Source organism: Actinomadura oligospora ATCC 43269 (assembly GCF_000518265.1).
GTDB classification, from domain to species: Bacteria; Actinomycetota; Actinomycetes; order Streptosporangiales; family Streptosporangiaceae; genus Spirillospora; species Spirillospora oligospora.
Genome location: NZ_JADG01000009.1, coordinates 56,224 through 76,544, shown reverse-complemented (window position 1 = coordinate 76,544; position 20,321 = coordinate 56,224). Strand labels below are relative to the sequence as shown.

24 protein-coding genes are annotated in these 20,321 nt (G+C 70.6%); 9 read left to right on the top strand and 15 right to left on the bottom strand.

Annotated elements, in window-relative coordinates; translation table 11 throughout:
* Window positions 1–619: 619 nt before the first annotated feature.
* Window positions 620–2,140, bottom strand: a complete 1,521-nt coding sequence (locus P696_RS0114630) for a phytoene desaturase family protein (RefSeq protein ID WP_034484968.1) — start codon at window positions 2,138–2,140, stop codon at window positions 620–622.
* A 241-nt stretch (window positions 2,141–2,381) separates the two neighbouring features.
* Here P696_RS0114630 and ygiD point away from each other — a divergent pair, with 241 nt between their 5' ends.
* Window positions 2,382–3,254, top strand: a complete 873-nt coding sequence (ygiD, locus tag P696_RS0114620) for a 4,5-DOPA-extradiol-dioxygenase (protein WP_245627665.1) — start codon at window positions 2,382–2,384, stop codon at window positions 3,252–3,254.
* A gap of 2 nt (window positions 3,255–3,256) precedes the next feature.
* On the opposite strand, the gene P696_RS52455 is transcribed toward ygiD, so the two are convergent.
* From P696_RS52455 to P696_RS0114585, 6 genes are all read right to left on the bottom strand, one after another.
* Window positions 3,257–3,709, bottom strand: a complete 453-nt coding sequence (locus tag P696_RS52455; RefSeq protein WP_051467601.1) for a pyridoxamine 5'-phosphate oxidase family protein — start codon at window positions 3,707–3,709, stop codon at window positions 3,257–3,259.
* Between the two features lie 70 nt (window positions 3,710–3,779).
* The gene (locus tag P696_RS45505) at window positions 3,780–4,154 is read right to left on the bottom strand and encodes an HPF/RaiA family ribosome-associated protein (protein WP_026412924.1); all 375 of its coding nucleotides are present in this window, start codon (window positions 4,152–4,154) and stop codon (window positions 3,780–3,782) included.
* 127 nt (window positions 4,155–4,281) lie between these two features.
* Window positions 4,282–5,082 carry a DUF6544 family protein gene (locus tag P696_RS45500; protein ID WP_051467599.1) on the bottom strand — a complete coding sequence of 267 codons (801 nt, stop codon included), beginning with the start codon at window positions 5,080–5,082 and terminating at the stop codon, window positions 4,282–4,284.
* Window positions 5,083–5,365: 283 nt separating this feature from the next.
* Window positions 5,366–6,001 (bottom strand): LysE family translocator, encoded by a 636-nt coding sequence (locus P696_RS0114595; protein ID WP_026412923.1) that lies wholly within the window; start codon window positions 5,999–6,001, stop codon window positions 5,366–5,368.
* A complete protein-coding gene (locus P696_RS0114590; protein ID WP_026412922.1) occupies window positions 6,001–6,318 on the bottom strand; it encodes a chorismate mutase in 318 nt (105 codons plus the stop codon). Before P696_RS0114590 ends, P696_RS0114595 begins: the two co-directional genes overlap by 1 nt.
* An 82-nt stretch (window positions 6,319–6,400) precedes the next feature.
* Window positions 6,401–6,931, bottom strand: coding sequence for a DUF4352 domain-containing protein (locus P696_RS0114585; protein ID WP_157429716.1), 531 nt, complete (start codon window positions 6,929–6,931; stop codon window positions 6,401–6,403).
* Between the two features lie 143 nt (window positions 6,932–7,074).
* On the opposite strand from P696_RS0114585, the gene P696_RS0114580 reads away from it, so the two are divergent.
* The gene (locus P696_RS0114580) at window positions 7,075–7,971 is read left to right on the top strand and encodes a class I SAM-dependent methyltransferase (RefSeq protein WP_026412920.1); all 897 of its coding nucleotides are present in this window, start codon (window positions 7,075–7,077) and stop codon (window positions 7,969–7,971) included.
* Window positions 7,972–8,049: 78 nt separating this feature from the next.
* Here the strand turns inward: P696_RS0114580 and P696_RS45495 are convergent, their stop codons facing one another.
* The gene (locus tag P696_RS45495) at window positions 8,050–8,301 is read right to left on the bottom strand and encodes an SbtR family transcriptional regulator (protein WP_342669016.1); all 252 of its coding nucleotides are present in this window, start codon (window positions 8,299–8,301) and stop codon (window positions 8,050–8,052) included.
* Here P696_RS45495 and P696_RS45490 point away from each other — a divergent pair.
* Together P696_RS45490 and P696_RS0114565 are read left to right on the top strand one after the other, a co-directional pair.
* A complete protein-coding gene (locus tag P696_RS45490) occupies window positions 8,239–8,697 on the top strand; it encodes an SDR family oxidoreductase (protein WP_211245754.1) in 459 nt (152 codons plus the stop codon). The genes P696_RS45495 and P696_RS45490 overlap by 63 nt on opposite strands.
* 324 nt (window positions 8,698–9,021) lie before the next feature.
* The gene (locus P696_RS0114565; protein WP_026412919.1) at window positions 9,022–9,759 is read left to right on the top strand and encodes a hypothetical protein; all 738 of its coding nucleotides are present in this window, start codon (window positions 9,022–9,024) and stop codon (window positions 9,757–9,759) included.
* A 318-nt stretch (window positions 9,760–10,077) separates the two neighbouring features.
* Here the strand turns inward: P696_RS0114565 and P696_RS59300 are convergent, their stop codons facing one another.
* A complete protein-coding gene (locus P696_RS59300) occupies window positions 10,078–10,374 on the bottom strand; it encodes a GNAT family N-acetyltransferase (protein WP_084337500.1) in 297 nt (98 codons plus the stop codon).
* 196 nt (window positions 10,375–10,570) lie between these two features.
* Here P696_RS59300 and P696_RS0114555 point away from each other — a divergent pair, with 196 nt between their 5' ends.
* Window positions 10,571–11,101, top strand: coding sequence for a GNAT family N-acetyltransferase (locus P696_RS0114555; RefSeq protein WP_170026456.1), 531 nt, complete (start codon window positions 10,571–10,573; stop codon window positions 11,099–11,101).
* An 89-nt stretch (window positions 11,102–11,190) separates the two neighbouring features.
* Here P696_RS0114555 and P696_RS0114550 read toward each other — a convergent pair whose 3' ends face one another.
* Together P696_RS0114550 and P696_RS0114545 are read right to left on the bottom strand one after the other, a co-directional pair.
* On the bottom strand, window positions 11,191–12,006 hold the full coding sequence (locus P696_RS0114550) for an SUKH-4 family immunity protein (protein WP_026412916.1): 816 nt from the start codon (window positions 12,004–12,006) through the stop codon (window positions 11,191–11,193).
* Between the two features lie 162 nt (window positions 12,007–12,168).
* Entirely contained in the window at window positions 12,169–12,702 is a 534-nt protein-coding gene (locus P696_RS0114545; protein ID WP_157429715.1) for a ferredoxin reductase domain-containing protein, read from the bottom strand.
* 359 nt (window positions 12,703–13,061) lie between these two features.
* Between P696_RS0114545 and P696_RS0114540 the strand changes: the two genes are divergently transcribed.
* Window positions 13,062–14,429: an ankyrin repeat domain-containing protein gene (locus P696_RS0114540; protein WP_084337498.1), complete on the top strand. Its 1,368-nt coding sequence runs from the start codon at window positions 13,062–13,064 to the stop codon at window positions 14,427–14,429.
* 127 nt (window positions 14,430–14,556) lie between these two features.
* On the opposite strand, the gene P696_RS0114535 is transcribed toward P696_RS0114540, so the two are convergent.
* On the bottom strand, window positions 14,557–15,138 hold the full coding sequence (locus tag P696_RS0114535; protein WP_026412913.1) for a helix-turn-helix domain-containing protein: 582 nt from the start codon (window positions 15,136–15,138) through the stop codon (window positions 14,557–14,559).
* 425 nt (window positions 15,139–15,563) lie between these two features.
* Between P696_RS0114535 and P696_RS0114530 the strand changes: the two genes are divergently transcribed.
* Both P696_RS0114530 and P696_RS0114525 read left to right on the top strand, forming a co-directional pair.
* A complete protein-coding gene (locus P696_RS0114530) occupies window positions 15,564–16,313 on the top strand; it encodes a DUF1963 domain-containing protein (protein WP_245627680.1) in 750 nt (249 codons plus the stop codon).
* The gene (locus tag P696_RS0114525; RefSeq protein WP_211245753.1) at window positions 16,307–16,693 is read left to right on the top strand and encodes a hypothetical protein; all 387 of its coding nucleotides are present in this window, start codon (window positions 16,307–16,309) and stop codon (window positions 16,691–16,693) included. The genes P696_RS0114530 and P696_RS0114525 overlap by 7 nt, the downstream gene beginning before the upstream one ends.
* A gap of 73 nt (window positions 16,694–16,766) precedes the next feature.
* Here the strand turns inward: P696_RS0114525 and P696_RS0114520 are convergent, their stop codons facing one another.
* Together P696_RS0114520 and P696_RS0114515 are read right to left on the bottom strand one after the other, a co-directional pair.
* Window positions 16,767–17,312 (bottom strand): hypothetical protein, encoded by a 546-nt coding sequence (locus P696_RS0114520; RefSeq protein ID WP_211245752.1) that lies wholly within the window; start codon window positions 17,310–17,312, stop codon window positions 16,767–16,769.
* Between the two features lie 91 nt (window positions 17,313–17,403).
* Window positions 17,404–17,715, bottom strand: a complete 312-nt coding sequence (locus P696_RS0114515; protein WP_026412909.1) for an ArsR/SmtB family transcription factor — start codon at window positions 17,713–17,715, stop codon at window positions 17,404–17,406.
* A 101-nt stretch (window positions 17,716–17,816) separates the two neighbouring features.
* Between P696_RS0114515 and P696_RS0114510 the strand changes: the two genes are divergently transcribed.
* Window positions 17,817–18,194 (top strand): glyoxalase/bleomycin resistance/dioxygenase family protein, encoded by a 378-nt coding sequence (locus P696_RS0114510; protein ID WP_026412908.1) that lies wholly within the window; start codon window positions 17,817–17,819, stop codon window positions 18,192–18,194.
* Between the two features lie 46 nt (window positions 18,195–18,240).
* Here P696_RS0114510 and P696_RS0114505 read toward each other — a convergent pair whose 3' ends face one another.
* On the bottom strand, window positions 18,241–20,259 hold the full coding sequence (locus tag P696_RS0114505) for an ABC transporter ATP-binding protein (protein ID WP_084337494.1): 2,019 nt from the start codon (window positions 20,257–20,259) through the stop codon (window positions 18,241–18,243).
* Window positions 20,260–20,321 lie beyond the last annotated feature (62 nt).

The following is a 20,321-nucleotide window of genomic DNA, read 5'->3' as shown; positions in this document are numbered from 1 at the left end:
TTCCGTACGCATCCGCATTGTCGCTCAGCATCTGAACGGGAATCTCCGAACGCCTACGGACAGGGGGCGGAGGACGCGTTCGCCAAGGCGCTCAAAGGCGAGTGCGGCCCAGCTTCGGGTCGTTACCGGCGCGAGCGGCGCCCCGAACCTCGGAGGCGTGATCCGAATCCCGCCGGAATCGCCCCACCCGGGGCCTTCGCCGACACCCGGTTCCCTGACGGGTGCACGGTGAGGGTGACGGGATGAACGCCGGATCCGAGCACGACGTGCGCGATGACGGCGGGAAGGGAGAGCAACTCCAGAGACACGCCCGCCCGATCTCCTCGGCCAGAGCACCAACCGCCCCGTCAACGTCAAACCAGGGTGTGCCGCTCCGGCGTACGGTGAGAACCGGGGGTCCCTCCACCCGGTCACCGGGACCGGTTCCCCCCCGGGGGGCGACTCAGCGCCCTGGACTGACGAGATAACCGGGCAGGAAAACCCCCCTTCGCTGAGCTGGGGATACCCCTGCCCATCTCTTCAGATCCTCCAGAAAGGGAGTCCAAACTCCCCCGACCGGGGTGGCCTGTTGGCGCCTGCGGAAGCGCGCTCTGCATGCCATCACGACCTCCCGAACTCTTCAGGCTTCCAGGACGGCGCGGGCGGCGTTGTGGCCTGGGATGCCGCTCACTCCGCCGCCGCGCCGGGCGCCCGCGCCGCACAGCAGGACGCGGGGATGGCCGGTCTCCACGCCCCAGCGCCCCCGCTCGGCCGGGTCCTCGGCGAACGGCCATGACAGGTCGCGGTGGAAGATGTGCCCGCCGGGCAGGCCCGCCTCGGCCTCCAGGTCGACCGGGGTCTTCGCCTCGACGCACGGCGCGCCGTCCGGGCCGCGGAGCACGCAGTCCTCGACGGGTTCGGCGAGGACGCTGTTCAGCGAGGCGAACGTGGCACGAAGGGCCTGCTCGCGCGCCCCGTCCGGATCGGCGCGGAACAGCCGCGCGGGCATGTGCAGCCCGAACAGTGTGAGCGTCTGCGCCCCCGACGCGCGCAGCTCGGGGCCCAGGATGGACGGGTCGGTCAACGAGTGGCAGTACACCTCGGCGGGCGGCAGCGGCGGGACGCGTCCGGCCGCGGCGGCGGCGTGGGCGGCGGCCAGCTGCGAGGCGCTCTCGTTGATGTGGAAGGTGCCGCCGAACGCCTCCTCCGGACGCACCGACCGGTCGCGCAGCCGCGGCAGCCGCGCCAGCACCATGTTCACCTTGAGCTGCGAACCCTCGGGAGGTTCGGCGTCGCCGCCCATCAGCCGGGCCAGCGCGGCGCGCGGGAGGTTCGCCAGCACGTGCCGCGCGGTGACGGCGTGCTCGCCCGTCCCGTCCCGGAAGGCCACCTCGCCGGACGGATCGATCCCGATGACCTCGGCGCCCGTGCGCAGGTCGGCGCCGGCCGCGCGCGCCGTCCTCACCAGGTCGTCGGTGAGCGCGCCCATCCCGCCGACGGGCACCTTCCAGTCCCCGGTGCCGTCGCCGACCAGGTGGTAGAGCAGGCACCGGTTGGCCAGCAGCGACGCGTCGCCAGGGTCGGCGAAGGTCCCGATCAGCGCGTCGGTGAGCACGACGCCGCGCACGAGGTCGTCCCCGAACCGCTCGTCCACCACGTCGCCGACCGGACGCTCGAACAGGTCGCGCCAGGCCAGGTCGTCGGCGACGATCCGGCGCATGCCGGCCCGGTCGGTGAGCGGCTCCAGCAGCGTCGGCGCGACCTGCCGCGCCACATGCCCGGCCATCGCGGAGAACCGCTGCCACGCCTCGAAGTCCTTGGTGCCGCCGGTCAGCGCCGCGAACGAGGCGGCGGTCCGCGCCGTGTCCTCGTGGTCGACGAGCAGGCCGCGGTCGCCTGACGGGGTGTAGGAGGCGTAGCGGCGGCGCCGCAGCTCGACCCGGAGCCCGAGGTCGCGCACGATCTTCGTGGGCAGCAGGCTGACCAGGTAGGAATAGCGGGACAGGCGCGCGTCGGTGCCCGGGAACACCCGCTGCGAGACGGCCAGCCCACCGAGATGGTCGGCGCGTTCCAGCAGCAGCACCCGGCGTCCCGCCCGGGCGAGGTATGCGGCGGCGACCAGGCCGTTGTGGCCCCCGCCCGCGATCACGACATCATGCATGAAGCCAGCAGAACACGCGGAAGCCCTGATCCCAAGGCCCGCGGGGCGCCGATGGGGCCCTGTTCGGCCTGCTCTCGCTCTCCCTATGGCTCAACACATGGCAAAGGGTCCGGAGCGAAGCCCGTTGCTGATCCGGGAGGGCAGGGAGCGCGCGGCATGCTCGGGGAGGTCGTCCCAAACCGAGGTGGTGCGCTGGCCGTACTGGTCAGGCACCGACCGCCCGTCCTGACAGGAGATCCGCGTGACGGCTTCCGCCGCCTCCGAGCCCATGCCCGCCGCGTTCCTCGGCCACGGCAGCCCCATGAACGCCATCGAGGCCAACCGGTACACCGCCGCGTGGAAGGCGTTCGGCCAGGCGGTCCCGCGTCCGCGCGCGATCCTGGTCGTGTCGGCCCACTGGTTCGTGAACGCGACCGCGGTGACCGTGATGCCCCGCCCCCGCACCATCCACGACTTCTACGGCTTCCCCCAGGAGCTCTTCGACGTCCAGTACCCCGCGCCGGGCCTGCCGGAGCTTCTCGAGGAGGTCAGCGAAGCCGTCAAGCCGACCTGGGTGGGCGCCGACGCCGACAGCTGGGGCCTGGACCACGGCACCTGGTCCGTGCTCGTCCACGCCTTCCCGCGCGCCGACATCCCCGTCGTGCAGATCAGCATCGACGCCGGCAAGCCGCTCGACTACCACTTCGAGCTCGGAACCAAGCTCGCCGCCCTCCGCCACGCGGGGGTGCTGATCGTGGGCAGCGGCAACGTCGTGCACAACCTCAGGGACCTCGACTGGGACCGGCCCGACAGCGGCTTCGCCTGGGCGGAGCGGTTCGACGACAGTGTCAGGCTCGTGATGCGCGACGATCCCGCCGGCAGCCTCCGCCTGCAGAGCCACCGGGACTTCGTCCTCGCGGTCCCCACGCCGGACCACTTCATCCCCCTGCTCTACCTGTCCGGACTCGCGGCGGCGTCCGGAGAGAGCACCGACGTCCTCATCGACGGCTACACCTACGGCGCGATCTCCATGACCGCGTACACGCTCGGCGTCACCTGTCCTGGTGCGGCGGACGGCGCCGGGGCGGCCGCGGCCCTGCCCCAGGGCGTCCCGCCCGACGCCACCAACCTCTGACGCTACGGGGACAGGCGCTGGCCGGTGACCTCGGACGCCGGGATGCGGATGAGGAAGGGGGCGGGCTCGTCCTCGCCCCGGGTGCTCGCGGTCGGCCACCGGACGGCGTGCCGGTCGTCGACGACCTCGGCCAGGCCCCTGACGAGGACGCTCCAGCCGGTGTGCGGGGCCGGTCCGACGTCGTCGGCCTCGAAGGTCAGCGGACGTCCGGTCCGGACGGCCCGCAATCCGCTCCCGGCGAAGGCGTGGGCGATGATCGCGTCACCGTCGAGGACGAACGTGACCGGCACGACGATCGCGCGTCCGTCGCAGGCGCACCAGGCGATGCGCCCGACCGCGACCCCGCCGAGCAGGCGCAGGCAGGTGGCGTGGTCGAGAGCGGCGTGGTCGAGAGCGGCATGGTCGAGTGCGGTGTGGTCGAGGCCGGTGTCGGCCTCAGCGCCGGTCGTGGTCATCCTCGGTCCCGTTCCCGTCCGGACGGGTGGTCCCGTCCGGCCGCCGTCCTGATCCGTGATCCGTCCGGTCTCAACCGGCCCGCCGAGCCCCGCGCGGGTGCCGTCCCCGGCGGGACTCCCAGTCGCGCGCGTTCCGCTGCAGCCGTGAGGTGATCCTGTCGGCCGTCAGGCTGATCGCCTCGTGCAGGGACGCCGCCGTGGCGTGCGCGTGCACCGGCCGTCCGTTGAGGTCCACGCGCACCGACACCGTCGGCACCGGCTCCTGCGCCAGCGTCGCGTGGACGTACAGGACCGGTTCGTGCGCGTGGTCCAGCACCCGCGTGAACGCCTCGCGAGCCCAGTCCACCTGACCCGGCGGAACGGCTCCGTCGAACGTGAAGGCGATCGTCGGCGCGGCGGTTCCGGCCGCCGCGGCGGGGGAGGGGGAGTCGGTCGTGTGAGGCATGGCGTCTCCTCTTCGGGGCCGGACGGCCCGGCCGTCCGGCTTGCTGTCCGATCACCACGATGGCCCCGCGGAGATCATCAGGCCCAGGGCCGTTGGTCCCTGCTCGAGGCCCGTCCGGCCCCGCGTCTCAGCTGTAGGCGGCGCGGTCGACGGAGAACCGGAAGAACTCCCCGTCCTGCCAGTCGGGGGTGCCGTAGCCCCAGCCCGCCTGGGCCAGGGAGGGGATGGTGAAGCCGCCGAAGGTCCGCTCGCGCTGGACGCGCACGCCGAACAGGTGCTCGTCGAAGCGGCCCCCGCCCGGATCGCCCCAGCGGGGCGTCGTCACCGACACCAGCTGCCCGGACGGGTGCACGGTGAGGGTCACGGGATGAACGTCCGAACCGACCGCCACGTGCGCGATCGCCCGCATCTCGTCCAGGTGTTCCCACTCGACGGACGGAGACAGGGCCGCCGCCGGGGCGAGCACGAACTCGGCCGCCAGACGGCCCCGCGCGCTGCGGGTGACGTCCGGACCGGACGCCGAGATCAGCGGAACCCCGCCGAGGATCCGCCAGCGCATCTCCCCCTGGCCGTCGCGGTACTCGTCGAAACCGGTGACGGGCAGCCCGGCCAGCCGGGCGGAGGCGGCCCAGACGAACCCCTGGGACGGCTTGAGGACCTGCCCGGCGTCGAAGGGCCACCAGCGTCCGGAGATCCGGATCCGGCCGTGCATCTCCAGAAACGCCGTGGTCAGCAGCGGCGTGCCGGGGGCGATGGCGTGCAGCAGCCACCGCCGGGCGGCCACCGGGAGCCGGGAGGCGTGCCCGGGTTCGAACACCCCGACCGGTCCGCTGGGCACGGCGAGCCGCTTCCAGTCGCGCTGGGCGTCCTCCGCGAGCCGGGGCGGCCGGATCGGAGTCTGAGCGGGTGGACGTGCCATGAGGTTCATCGATGCTCCGCGCATACTCCCAGCCTCCGCCGCACGGCGCCCGCAAGGGAGGGACGAACGACCCCTTCCCACCTGGCAAAGGGCCCCTGTCCGGGGTTGGTGAAGGGGACCGCGCGGTGTCAGGTCAGGCGAGGGCCAGGAGGCTGACCGACGCGGCGGCCGTGCCCAGGCCGACGATCGGGCCGAGGTCGCGCCCGGATCGGCGCTGACCAGCACCACCGCCACCAGCGCCAGGGCAAGCCGTCGCCCACACGGCCTCGAGCCGCCCGACTCGGAAGCGTCCTCAGTGGGAGGTGGTGGCCAGCCGCAGACCCAAGCCGATCATCACCGCTCCGCTCCCCGCGTCCAGGGCGCGACGGACGCGTCGCCGCGTGATGAACGCGCGGAGCGAACCGACGATGTTGGCGAGGAGGATGAACCACGTCGCGCTGACCAGCACCGCGACTGCCGAGAGCAGCAGGGTGTCGGCCGTCGCCGGGTGGGCCCCGAGGAACTGCGGCATCAGCGCGACGAAGAACGCGGCGGCCTTCGGGTTGAGCAGGTTGGTCAGCAGAGCCCGCCGGAACCCGTCGACGACCGCGTTGTCCACGCTCGTCCCCGCCGTCGTCTCTGGCGGCGCCCCCGAACCCCGGGACGCCGCCAGAAGTGACGTGACGCCCAGGTAGAGCAGGTACACGGCGCCCGCGATCTCCGTGAGAGTGAAGGCCGCCGCCGACGCGGACAGCAGGGCCGCCACTCCGAGGGCGGCGGCAGCGGCCCACACGAACACACCGCACGCGACGCCGAGGGCCGCCGCCATCCCGCCGCGACGTCCGGTGACGGCGGCCTGCCGGACGACGACGGCGAAGTCGGGCCCGGGGGACATGGCGCCCAGCTGGATCACCGTCGCGAAGGCGATCACCTGTCCCGTGGTCGCCATCAGCGCTCTCCGTCCCGGTCCGTGTCGGAGGACGCACCGGCTCGGTGCTCGTCCAGTTCGAGATCGATGAAGGCGGCGATCATCGCGCGCCACACGGCATCGGCCACGCTCGGCGACAACCCGGCGCCGGCAGCGCGCTCCCGGGCCGCCTGGACGACCTGCTCCACACGACCGGGCGCGCGCACGGCCTGCTCGTCGATCTTGAACGCTGCCGCCCGCCGGACGAGAGCCTGCCGCTCCGCCAGGAGACGGACCAGGTCACCGTCCAGCGCGTCGATTCGCGCGCGGACCTCGACCAGAGACGTGGGATCGGACATGAGAACCTCCGTCGAATTCGGAGCCGCCGCCTATGCCACGCGCCGAGCCGCAATCCGCAACCCGCAACGCGTGGACGCCGTTCTAGAGCTTGAGGTCGGCGACGGTCTTCGGCTTGGTGCCTCTCGGGACGTCGTAGACGAGGACGACGGTCGTTCTCGCGCCGGGCCCGAGGTCGTTGACCTTGCCGTGCCCGACCAGGACCGTCTGCCCGAACGTCTGGTCCCACAAAGGTGGGAACTCCGAGCCGTCCGCCCCGTGCAAGGACAGGTGCGCCGGTGGGGTGACCGGACGGTCGGTGATGTTGTGCAGCGAGACGCGTACCAGGAGGTACCGACCGGCAGGCCTGGTCGTCCCGTGAAGCGAGTCGGTCAGCGACGTCGCCCACGAGGTGCCCGCCACCTCGGCCCGGAAGTCGCTGAGCGGGGATTCCAGCGTCCCGTTGTTCTCGACCAGGCTCGGAGAGGCGCCAGGCGCCGGGGCCCCCGTCGGCGCACCCGTCCCGGCGGACGCGCTCTCCAACGGGAGCGTCCGGCTGGCGCTGCCCGCCTCAGGATTGGACGAGCAGCCCGCGGTGAGCAGGAAGGCGACGGCAAGACCGACAAATCTGATCACGGGGGCAGAATCCCACGCGCCGCCGACCCCGGGCCACAGCCGGGCCGACTCGAGGCGTCCACCGGAGACTGGCCGCATGGCGCCACCCAACGGGCGGACCACCCGGCATAACGTTCAGTGACACGGGCCTTGGAGGCGGTTCCATGTCACACGCGGCGGAGCGCAGGGCCGACTATCTCCTCGGCCACGCGGCGCTGGAACAGCGCAGGCTGCTCGTCCAGGCGTCCTACGTGCGGTCCTGGACGGAACGGCTGCTGCGCCGCGCCGGACTCACCGAGGGCATGTCCGTCCTGGACATCGGCTCGGGCCTGGGCGATGTCGCGTTCATCGCCGCCGAGATCGTCGGTCCCGGTGGACGCGTGGTCGGGGTCGAACGCGACCCCGACGCGGTGGAGGTGGCACGCGGACGCGCGGCCTCCGGCGGACACACCGACATCGTGACCTTCACTAACGCCGACCTGACCGAGTTCGATCCGATGTGTCCCGGTCTGGCAGGGGATGGTCCGGTGGTCTCCGACGGTCCGCGCCGTCCGTTCGACGCGCTCGTCGGCCGGTTCGTCCTGCAGTACCTGCCGGACCCGGTCGCCGCGTTGCGCCGCCTGGCCGGGTTCGTCCGTCCTGGCGGCATCGTCGTCATGCACGACATGGACGTCTCCAGCCGAGACGTGAGCTCCCCGCCCTGCCCGCTCTGGAACGACTGTTACGCACTGCTCGCCGACCTGTTCCGGGCGCACGGGATCGCGCCGGACTTCGGTCGGCACCTCACCCGCGTGTTCCTGGACGCGGGGCTCCTGTGGCCGGACGTCGACTCCGGAACCATGACGGGCGGGAAACCCGGCTCCACCGTCTTCACCTGGCTCGGCAGCGCCGTCCAGGCCGTCGAACCGCTCCTGCGCCAAGCCGGCATCGCCCTCCCCGACGGCCTGGTCGTCGACGACGAGCTCGCCGCGACGCTGGAGCGGGCGGTGCGGGACGACCGCAGCATGGTCCTGGGCAACACCCACCACGGAGCCTGGACCCGTCTCGACCGATCAGGGTGACCCACGGCAGACCCCCTCCCGCACCAGAACCCACGCGACATCAGGACGACCGCCGTCGAGCACGTGCCCGACGAGGCTTCACGGACGGACGGTGAGGCCGTCCAGGGTGAGGTCGAGCAGGCGCTCGGCCTGCTCCCGGTGTTCGGCGCCCGCCGAGGTGAGGGCGATGCCTTCCAGGGCGGCGCTGAGGTCGGTGGGGCGGATGTCCGTGCGGATCACCCCGGCGGCCGCGCAGGCGTCCATGAGCGAGGCGATGGCGGGGGCACGATGGCCGTCTCGCCCTTCGACGACCTGCGCCAGGACGACTGGGACGCCATGGTCTCCACCCACATCACCGGCCTGCTCAACGGCATCGGGGCGGCCCTGCCCGTCTTCCGGCGGCAACGCTCCGGCCAGTTCGTCAACGTCGGCTCCACCACGGCCCACGTCGTCAAGAGCCCTCAGGCGGTCTACGCGGCCACCAAGACGGCGGTGAAGGTGCTCACCGAGGGCCTGCGTCAGGAATCGGGACCCGACCTGCGCGTCACCCTCGTCTCGCCCGGCTTCACCCACACCGAGGGCGTCGGCAAGGGGGCCAGCCCCGAGGCGGCGGCCGCGATGATCCGGCAGCGCGACGAGATCGCCATGCCGCCGAGCGCGGTCGCCTCCGCCATCGCCTATGCCATCGCACAACCCGACGGCGTCGACGTCAGCGAGATCGTCGTCCGCCCCACCGCCCAGGCATGATCCGAGGCGATGCCCCGGAGTTCGGGCCGAAGCCGTTCTTGGTCGGGTGTCATGGACGTCCACAGCGCTATTCAGCACGCTGGTCCCCAGCGCCTCCAGGGAGAACTCCCCGGCGACGAAGTGCTCCTCACCCTCGGCAGTGTCAGGTTAAAAAAACCCGTTGGCCGATCGCGGTGGCCGCTGCTACTTTTGCGGAGGCCGTGCAAGAGACCGAGGAGGTGGTACCCGTGAACGTATCGACATGGGTGCTCCCCTCTGGGGCCACGGTCGGGCGATAGGTCGTCCGGGAGCGCCGTTCAAGAGCACTCCCGAAAGGCACGACCAATGCGGTTCACTTCTGAACAGCGCCTCGACGACGGCGTCCTCGAGCGCGAATTCACCCTCGGTGAGGCCACCGGCATCCTGTGGACGCCCGAATCCGCCTCCGCGTCCGCACCGGTCCCGCTGATCCTGCTCGGCCACCCGGGCGGGCTGGACAGGCAGCGTCCGCGAGTGGCGGCACGGGCCCGGCACTCCGCGGCGGACGGCTTCGCCGCGGTCACCATCGAGTTCCCCGGGAGCGGTGACCGGCCCCGTTTCCCCGTCGCCGAGCAGGCCCGCGCCGACCTGCGCCGGGCGCTGGAGGCCGGCGAGCCGGTCTCGGGCGACATCGTCGACCGGCTCATCCTCCCGCTGGTCGACGAGGCGGTCCCGGAATGGCAGGCCGTCCTGGACGCCGCCCTCGCGCTGCCCGAGATCGGCGGCCCGGTCGCGTACTCGGGCGGAGTGATCTCCGTCGGCGTCCGGCTCGCGGTGGTCGAGCCGCGCATCTCGTCCGCCATCCTGTTCGCCGGGAGTTTCATTCCTCGCGTCATTTTCGAGGAGGCCCGGCAGGTCACCATTCCGCTGCACGTCCTGCTGCAGTGGGACGACGAAGGCAACGACCGGCAGGCGGCCCTGGACCTGTTCGACGCCTTCGGCTCCAAGGAGAAGACGCTGAACGCCAACATGGGCGGACACACAGGCGTCCCGCAGCACGCGGGCGAAGCCGCCGCCCGCTTCCTCACCAGGCACCTGAGCTAGCCACGGCTCGTCCCCGTTAGGCGGCACCAGGACACCGCACATCGAGAACAGGCCCAGCCCTCCTCGACGACGGCGTCCAGCCGAAGCACAACCGCCCCGCCCACAGCGGCCCCGGCCACCAGCCGACCCGCCGTGGGCGGGGCACCTACGCTGCCCAAGAACTGACGCAAGAGCATGACGGCCTCACCCTCAGCCTCGACCTGATCCAACAGAACGTCGAGGCTGAGAGCTCCCTGCTGCGCAATCCCGCACAGCGCTTCATTTCAGGTGCTGACGACGTTGTTCCGGGGTCGGGTACGAGCTGGGTTCGAGGGGATGTCACAAGACGAGTCCCATGTAGATCTCGTCGATTGGCTGCCCGTCGGTGATCAGAGATGCGTGTCGTAGCCCTTCACGTTCGAAGCCCCAGGATCGGCAGGGAGCGATCGGGGCTTCGTTGTGGACCCATGTGGTGAGCTCCAGGCGGTGAATGGATCGACGGCGTGCCTCGTCGATCGCGGGGTGCAGTAGCGCACGGCCGATGCCGCGCCGGTGATGTGAGGCTCGGACGCCGAGAACGACATGGCCGCGTCCTTGCACGCGCCGCCATGGCAGGACTTGTACGGAACCACGCAGTTCGTAGAATCCTGGACCCGATCAGCCTCGAACCCACCCTGCGGACGGGCCTGAAGGTTCGTGAGTATTCGGGTTCGGCAGGGACGGTACGTCAAGAGCCAGCGCACGAGTACCAGTCACGGTGCGAGGCGTGCCCGTAAGAGATCAAATGTCTGCCTTGCTGCTTTCGAGGTGCCACCTCTGGGTGCTGTCGAGAGTGTCGACGCTGATCTTGCTCGACGGGCATCCTGAAGCCATGGCAATCATCCGGCCGTCAGCCGATGGGGAAGGCGAGGCGCTTGCCGGGCTTCGCCGCGCGCTGGACGCCGAGACGAGGTTCATGCTCGCCGAGCCTGGCGAACGCGGAAACGAGCTCCCTGACCAGTCGTTCCGGTTCGTCGCCGACGAGGATGGGCGGCTCGTCGGCGTCATCGACGTCTTGGCGCTGCGGTGGCGGCGTGCGCGAGGCCGGGGCGCCGTCGTTCTTGGGGTGCGGGCGTCGGCTCAGGGGCAGGGTGTGGGCCGTGGCCTGCTGGACGCGGTGATCGCCGAGGCGCGGCGGCGCGGGATGTGGCGGTTGGAACTGAGCGTCATGCGCCATAACCGTGTCGCCTTGCGTCTGTACGAATCGTGTGGCTTCGAGGCGGAGGGGCTGCGGCGGGCGTCGGTGTGCGTGGACGGTGAGTTTTTTGATGAGGTGTACATGGGGCTGGTCCTCGACCGTGCAGTCCCGACACAGAGGGGTTGACGCCCTCCATATTCGGCGGGATCGACGCTGAGGACGCGGAGCCTGAGAGGGCTGCCTAGTGCCTGTTCCGAACCCGCGATGCCACAGCCTTAGTCGGCTTGGGTTCGCCGCGGCTCCCGCGTCTGCGGATCGATCCCTCGAGTCGCGAAGTAGCGCAATGCTTTGTCCGACCACGTCCAGTCGGAGAACAGACCGTCGGCGAACCCGTCCGCGATCCACTCCCAGGAGTGGCCGAGGTCGAGCTCACCGCCTTGGGACTCGGCCCAGGGCGGCGGGCTCACTCCTTCAAAAGCCGGCGGGTCCACCAGGCTGAGGTGCCGGAAGGTCTCGTAGTTGGCCTCGGCGGCCCGCTCGAAGGGTTCGACGTCATCGAGGGGGACACCGTCGAGGTGGCGGCGCGTCTCGAAGTGGGCCAGCGCGTAGACGAAGATGGCGAGAGTGCTGCTCTGGAGGATGCCGTCACCACCGAGCACGAGGAAGTGGACCCGGCCAGATTCCGGGTCCAGGACGAATCGAGCGGCGTTGGCCTCGCAACCCAGGGCGATCCAGTTCCGATACGCAGCGACCTGGTCCGAGCCCCACCAGTCCGGATGCTCGACCGCCAGCGCGCCGATCGTGGTCGGCAGGACGAAGAAGGCGTCATCGATCGTGAAGATGTTGGTCTCGACCGGCAATCCGACCTCGACCAGCATCCGGCGCGTCGGCTCGTGGGACACCGCCGCCGTGGCCCACTCCGCATCGGCCCGCACCATCGTCCATTCACCGAACGCCTCGTGAGCGCGTTCCCGCACAGTGTCAAGCGCCAATTCCGTCACGGCGATTATCCTCTCCCAAATGCGGCTCTTTCGTCGCAAAACCGCCTCGCTCCTCCAGCGGTCCGCCGATCCCCGCTCGGTGTCTGTCATCGCGCGTTCGAAGAGCCCACAAGCGCTCAGAGCGCGATTGTCACCCCGCCGCGCGCCCTTGCGGGCGGGAGGTGTTCGCGGACTGGGCGGACACCCCGCCCGCGCCCTCCGCCTGCTCGCGGCCGTATCCTGCCGCACCCCTTGGCGCTGGGAGCAGAAGGCTTAAGAGACGCCGCCCAGTGGATCGGACGCCAGCTCGTAGAGCCTTCGGGCGAGAGGGTGCTGCAGGCTGGGATCGATGGCTCGGGCGAGCGCCACCAACTGCTCCGGCGGGAGCAGCGCGCCCCTGCGCGTGGGCTCACGCAGCCACATCTTGACCCGCGCGCCGCCGGGCACCTCCACGACCAGACGCGGCATTGGACGTGCTGCCATAGATGGGGCGATGCTCTCGGCGCGGACCTGCGCTTGGGACAGGTCGAAGTGCTTGCGGCCGGTCACCGAACGGCGGATGAGTACCCGGCCGTCGAGCCAGAACGCCTGGCCGTAGCGCCAGGCCAAGACCGCCGCGAAGGCCGAGATGCTCCCCACGGCGAACACCAAGGCGAAGACGCCGAAGATCGACATGCCGCCTCCCGCGTTGAGGAACATGGTGGCGATGAGAGTGAGCATCAGCTCGCAGAGCACCAGCACAGGAAGTGTGCAGCCGAGCTGGACGATCCAAAGCGATCGCGGCCATCCCGTGTTCAAGCGGAGCATCGCCCCTCCTTGGCTGACTGGTGATCCTACGAGATCATCAGCGCCGAGTGCGGGGATTTGCATCGTGATAGTCCCTTTGATGGCGAATTCCATCGAAGCGCCCTCTGGCCCCGCCGCGAGAAGGATCGTCCGCGCGACCTGCGCCTTGAGCTCGTAAATCCTGCACGCGGCCAAGATGGCTCGCCGCTTTGAACGACGAACACCGGCCCCGTTCGGGCCCTCTCGGCACGATCGCGACCGTCCCGTAACGGCCGTTCTCGGGATGGGTGTTGTCGGTGGTTCCGTCCGCACCGGTGGGGTGGTCGCGGTGTTCGTGCAAGTTGGGTAAAGGGTGGGTGATCTGCTGCTAATTTGACCCGATGCGAAGCGAAGGTGTGCACGCCGAGGTGCTGCGTCAGGTCGAGCGGCTCGGCGGGACCGTCCCCGGGACGGTCGAGGCGGGCGTGCACTGGACCGACGCGCCCAGGCCGCTGCCGCCGGAGACCGAGACGCTGATGGCGATCACCTGGCCGCCGCGGACCCTGCTGGTCACCGCCGAGTACGGAGACAGGGTCAGCTTTCCGCAGGGGGTCGGCGGGGGTGATCCGTTCGGGGTTGACCGGCCATGCTTCGTGATCGGGTTCAACGAGTCGACGCAGTACTACTGGGTCGTCGATCTGGACGATCCGCGGCCCGGCGATCCGGACGTCCACCGGATCGACCACGACGGGTCCGACGCGGCGGACGCCTTCGGTCATCCGCGGCGGCTGTCGCAGATGCTGGCCGGGTTGACCGTCTACGAGCCGCCGGACTCCGCCCGGCTGGCCAACGCCTGCGCCTACGGCGACCTGGAGACCGTGGTCTCCGCGATCGCCGTGGGTGCCCCGCTGGGCCCGGCCGAGGACGACCGCTCAGAGATGACCCCGCTTCACTTCGCGACGATGTCGGGCTCGGCCGAGACGGTGCGGGCGCTGCTGGCCGCAGGTGCGGACCTCAGCGCGCGAACCGGCCACGACAGCCTCCTGACGGAGCTCGGCCTGCACCCCGACGACTTCGGGATGGAGCGGATCGAACGGCGGGTCACACCGCTCTGGATGGCCGTCCGAGGACCGTTCCGCACCGACCGGCCCGGTCCCTCGGCGGAGGTGGTGCGGGCACTGCTCGACGCCGGAGCCGACCCGCGGGCGACCGGCCCGATCCGCATGACGCCGCTGCACGTCGTGGCCGAGAGCCGGTTCAAGTGGGAGCGCGAGCGGCCGGTCGCCGAGCGGCTGGAGATCCTGCGCCGACTCATCGATGCCGGCGCGGACGTCGAGGCCGAGGACCGGCTCGGCCTGACGCCGCTGCTGGTGGCGGTCGACGCGCCGGAAATCGTCGCGGCGCTGCTCGACGCCGGAGCGGACCCGGCGCGGCGCACCGCTTACTCGGACCTGTTCGGGATCGAAGGCATGTCCGCCCTGCACGCCGCCGCGGGCGGCGGCCACCAGGAGGCACTCCGCCTGATGCTCGATCGCGCCGCCGATCCCGACCCGCGCACGACGGCGGGCGCGACGCCCCTGCACTGCGCGGTGTGGCGGGAAGCCGGGACCGGAGTCATAGAGACGCTCATCGCCGCCGGAGCCGACGTCAACGCCCGGATCGCCGACCCGTCCGGGCTCAAGGTCGGCAGCGACACCCCACTCGGCATCGCCCGGGAGAAGAACAACAACGAGATCGCCGAACTACTCGCCCGGGCCGGCGCAGCCTGACCCGCTCAGGCGGCCGCGCCGACAGTGCCGAAGGTCGCCTGATTGCGGCGTCCATCGGCAGCGGGCCCACGGAGAGTGCACGGCGAGGATCCCAGCAAGGGGAGTGGGCGAGGCTCCGGGCCGGATGTCAGCGGGTGCGGGCCTTGAGGTGGGCTCGTTCTCCCTGCTGCCCGAACAGGACGAGGAGCTCGACGGTTTGCTCCCCGGCCGGACCGAGCCAGTGCGGCACGTGGGTGTCGAACTCGGCGGCTTCACCCGGCTTGAGGATCACGGTACTGTCGCCCAGGATCAGGCGCAGCCGTCCGGCGAGGACGTAGACCCACTCGAAGCCCTCGTGGGTCTTCAGATCCGGCTCCGTGCCGGGTCGCGCCGGAATCAGCAGCTTGTGCGCCTGGATGCCGCCGGGGCGGCTGAGCGGCACGTAGGTCATGCCGTCCCGGGTGACGGGCCTGAGGTGGATGCGGGGATCACCCGTGCGCGGCGCGCCGACGAGCTCGTCCAAGGGGACGGCGTAGAGCTCGGCCAGCGGCAGCAGCATCTCCAGGGTCGGCTTGCGTGTCCCGCCTTCGAGGCGGGAGAGCGTGCTCTCGTTGATCCCCGTCTCCTCAGCGACCCTGGCCAGCGTCATGCCGCGACGGCGTCGCAGCTCCCGCAGCCGCGGTCCGACCGCCGCCAACCTGTCCCGCCTCGCACTGTCCACGTCCACCATCATGCCGAAACAGCACGAACCTCCTGCAACGCCAGCGACACGAAGCGCCCACTCCTCCGCCGGGACGCGCCCCATCAAGCCAAACTCTGCAGCCGACCACATAATGGCAGGCAGACCTTGCGCAGCCCGATGCCAGAAGGCAGGTTCCCTTCGTACTCGGGGACGAGCCAGATCATGTGCGAACCTCGGTATCAGTCGGACACCTCGGCCTCCGCGACAGCCATTCCAGCGGCTAGTGCAAGTGTCAAGAGTTGTGGACTGTTGAGCCCTTCGACCCTAGCCCCGCGTGCCTGCCGCATGCGCGGCTAGGGTCGCTAGATGGCGATTGGCGCACGGACGTAGGGTTGCGTGAAGCTGTCACCAGGGTTGTTTCAACGAGGAAGCAGGGCGAACTATTCGCCCTGAGTCGACCGGCGTTGCGAATAGTGCCGAGCGGGCTTGTCGATCCCAGCGCACCGGGCTCGCGGCTGGGCGGCGGACATCTGGCGACCGCGGGAGCGCTCTGGCCGGCGTCGGAAGACGGTCCGTTGGACCTGCTCGCTCAGCTCGACCTGTCCGAGGTCGCCGGAGTCTGGCCGGACGGCCCCTTGCCGGACCATGGGCTACTCACCTTCTTCTATGACACCGAAGACCAGCCATGGACCTATGTGTCCCCCAATCCCGACAAATGGCGGGTGTGGTGGGAACGCGGCGAAGTGCAGCCGCTGTCGACGCCGGAAGGGTGGGAGACGTTCCCAGGTCGCCGCATCCGATTCGAGCCGGCGATGACCCTGCCCAGGGCCACTGAGGATGACTGCGTCTTCCAGAGCCTCGGTCTGACTGCGGAGCTGAGCGCTGTGGACGACGCGATCGGGGGCGGCGGGCCGGCCTTTCACCAGCTGATGGGCTGGCCGCATCTGCTCCAGGGCGGGATGACCACGACATGCCAGCGGGAAAGCGCTTTCGTCCGGGACGGCTTGGATCGGTTTTCCCCGGAACGAGGTCTCTCCGGACAGAACTGGGACGAACTCGACGACGCTACCCGGGCCGCCGACTGGCGCCTGCTGCTGCAGCTGGGCTCGGACGCCGAAGGCGGCTGGTGCTGGGGAGACGGTGGCGGACTCTACTTTTGGATTCGCGCTGACGACCTGGCGGCAGAACGGTTCGATCGGGTCTGGATGGTGATGCAATGCTGACAGCAAGACCTGCTGGCGCGATCACCTCAGAAGAAACCGCCAGGCCCGCCCGCTGCCTAGTGGTGGCCTGGTGGCCGACGGTGGAGACCGTCGGCGGTTGGTGGAACCGGCGTTTCGACCCCGAGATCGATCTCGTGGGGGCCGACCGGGCTCCTGTCGCAGACACCGTGTCGTTCGTCGGGTCGATCAAGTGGCTGGTCAGCCCGCTCGACCACCACGACCTGACGGCACTATGCCGCGCTGCGGTCGAAGTGCCCGGCTTCGATCCTGGCACCACTGGCCTGGTCCTCGCGTCACTGAGTGGCGTGGCCCCCGACCTCGACCTCACAGGCTGCTCGCTATGGACGCCTCAAGACCTCGTCGACTCCTGGGCCGGTTAAGGAGCTTCAGCTGGTTCCGGTCGTCGACTCCGCCGCTTTCTGCGTCGGGTGTTCTTCGCCTGCGAGTGGACGGTCATGGATTGGGATGGTCGACGAGCATTTCTCGCGTTGGTTTGTCCGCCAGGAGTCTGCCGCACACCGCCTTGAGGGGCGGGTTCTCGTTCAACCGGACGTAGCCATGTGGCCGCTGCCATGATCCCAGTTCGGTGCGCAGGTCGTGCTCGGACAAGCCTGTGTATTCACGCACTCGCAGGATGGGGATCGCGAATGCCTGCTCCAGGTCTTTGACGTACTCCAGGACGCTTGCGCCGTTGACCGGGCGTGCCTGCTCGGCGATCTCTGCGATGCGCTCAGGCGGCGCCGCGATCGCCGGGCCCAGGTCGATGACCGCCGACAGCGTGCTGACCGGGGCGTTGAAGTACACGAACCACGTCGTCGGGGTATCGGTCAGGAATCGGCGACGGAACTCGTGACGCTTCTCCCCTTGCCAGATCAAGTCGTAGTACTGGCGATACAGGGACATCACGATCGGTTCTGGCAGCGATGTCATCTCGATGCTGGCCGGAGACCCTGGGAAGTCGTTCTGGGGTGGTTGCTGAGGGAGTTCGTCGCTGACCACACCGTCAGTGTGCCGTGAGGTCGAGTTCGCAGCGTACGAATGACCAGACATTTGAAGGCCGGCGGACTTCGTGGGCGGGCTGGAGGTGCTGTTAGGAGGGTGGGGTTGCTGATGTGAGGATGGTTTCCAGGAGGCCGGGGAAGCGGGTTTGCAGGTCGTTGTGGCGGAGGGTCATGTAGCGGGCCTTGCCTTCGGCGCGGGTGTGGGTGAGGCCCGCCTCGCGTAGGACGCGCCAGTGGTTGGAGAGGGTGGAGCGCGGGACGTCCAGGTCGTCCGGGCTGCAGGACACCTCGCCGCCGGCGGCCAGGCGGCGCACCAGTTCCAGGCGGACGGGGTCGGCGAGCGCGCGCAGGACGGCGACCAGCTCCAGGTCCGTCGTCGGGGGCTGGGCCATCGATCGCATCGCGCTCTCCTTCTGTCCGACCGGGGTTGACAGGTTCGGCTCGGTCCAGCATACGATCATTCCCTTATTTCGGAAACGGCGAAATGATCAAGGAGAGGCCCATGGCCGTGCTCACCAGTTACGCCCGCGTCTACGTCGACAGCCTGGACGCCGCCCTGCCCACCTTCGAGGCGCTCACCGCCGCCCGGCCGGGGCTGCGCTTCCCCTACCGCGACGTGGAGCTGGCGAGCATCGGCGGCTACCTGCTGGTCGCCGGGGCCCCGGAGGCGCTGGCCCCGTTCCGGAACGTGCAGGCCACCACCATCGTGGACGGCCTCGACGACGTCCTCGCCATCGTCGAGCGCGAGGGAGGCGAGATCCTGGACGGCCCGAACGAGGTCCCCACCGGACGCAACCTCACGGTCCGGCACCCCGGCGGCGCCGTCATCGAGTACGTCGAGTTCGACACCGCCAAGGTCCAGGCCCAGGCGGCCCACTAGGGCGGGCCGGCCCGGGAGAGGTCCGGGCCGGCCGCCCGAAGCGGGGTCATTCGGCGAGGTCGAGGTCCGCGGTGGGGCGGTATGCGGACGCCTGGAGGTCGTACAGCTCGGCGTACAGGCCGCCCACGGCCATCAGCGCGCCGTGGTCGCCCTCCTCGATGACCCGGCCGTCCTTCAGGACGTAGATGTAGTCGGCGCGGCGGACGCTGGCGAGCCGGTGCGTGATCAGCAGGACGGTCCGTCCGTGCCCCTGGGCGTGGACGCGGATCTGCTCGAACATGCGGTGCTCGGCGCGCGCGTCGAGGGCGGCGGTCGGCTCGTCGCAGACCAGGAGCGGCGCGTCCCGGTAGAAGCCGCGGGCGGCGGCCAGGCGCTGCCACTGCCCGCCGGACAGTTCCTGGCCCCCGTCGAAGCGCTTGTCCAGCAGCGTGTCGAAGGAATGCGGGAGCGTGCCGATCACCTCGTCGGCTCCGGAGTCGGCCGCGGCGGCGCGCATCCTGTCGCGGATCAGGGGATCGGCCAGGTCGTCGCCCATGGCGATGTTGTCGGCCGCGGTCATCGGCCAGTGCGTGTGGTCCTGGGCGACGACCGCGATGTTGCGGCGCACGATCTCGGGGTCCAGGCCGCTGACGACCGTTCCGTCCCAGCGGATCCGTCCCCGCTCGGGCGCGTACAACCCGGAGATGATCTTGGCGAGGGTGGTCTTCCCGGACCCGTTCTCGCCCACCAGCGCGACGACCTGACCGCGCCGCAGGCGCACCGACACGTCCCGCAGGGCCGGTTCGTCACCGCTGGGGTAGGTGAAGGTGACGCCGTCCACGGTGATCTGCCGGAAGTCCCGCAGCGGCCGGACGGCCACGGCGTCGGCCCCGGCCCCGCCCCCGGTCACCGCTCCTGGCTCGGACGGCCCGGCCAGGGGCTTGCGCGTGGTGGACTCCTCGGCCATCTCGACGTAGGCGAGGTAGTCGGAGAAGTACAGGCCGTCCTCGTAGGTGCGGTTCAGGGCGTGGACGAGGTTCAGCAGGGACTGCTGGCCGGCACGGATCGCCAGGACGGCCGTCCCGGCGACGGCCAGCGGCATCATGCCCCGCCACAGCAGCACCCCGAGCGTCGCGTACAGCGCGGCGGTCGCGAGTCCGCGCAGCACGTCCCCGTACGCCTGGGTCAGGGTGCGGCTGCGCGCCACCCTCACCAGGACGCGGCGGACGTGGTCGGCCAGGATGCCGTACTGGCGGAGCAGGTACGGCCGGACGGTGAAGGACCGGACCTCGGCGGCGTGCCGGCGCCCGGTCATGAGGTCGGAGAGGATCCAGGAGCGCCGCCGGACGGCGATCAGCGACAGCTGCGCGCGGTACCCGAGCCGCGCCGAGCGGACCGCCGCCCACGCCTCCGGGAGCGCGGTCAGCATCAGCAGCGGCAGCAGGACCGGATGCAGGATGCCCAGAGCCCCGCCGGCCGCGGCGACGCCGATCGCGGCGGTGCCGAGATCGACCGTGTTGTCCACCATGGACGTGGCGGACTGAAGCCCGCGCACCTGCGCCCGGTGCAGCGCGTCCTGGTGGTCGCTGTCGTCGAAGCGCGCCAGGTCGATCGCCGTGGTCGTCGCGTACAGCCGCTGCTCGACGATCCGCTCGACCTGCGGGCGCAGGCGGGCCTGCGACCACTGCGCCAGCAGGGTCAGCGAGGCGCGGACGGTGATCGTCCCACCGACCAGGGCGAGCGCCGGCACGGCGGCGCGCACCCGGTCGGGTGTGGGCCCGGCCGCGAACAACGCCGTGAGCACCCGCGTCGTGGCGAGCAGCCCGAACGCGGTGAACACTCCCGCGACGGCGTTGAACGCGACGGTGATGACCAGGTCACGCCGGCTGGCCCGCCAGCCGAGACGGCCGACCTGCCCGATCAGGCGCGGCAGCCGGCGGGTCATGGTGAGCGTGCTGGTCTCGGCCATCTCCTGCGACCGCCGCGCCCACCCTTCCCACGCGGCCAGTTCAGGACCCAGGTCCCTCGGGTCCTCCTCCTGGCCGGGCGGGCGAAGCCGTGCCAGCAGCCGGACGATGAGATTCATCGGCAGCCCTCTCATGTGGTGTCGCGGTACGGGTGCCGTCCGGTGGTCCGGCCGGTGCGAGC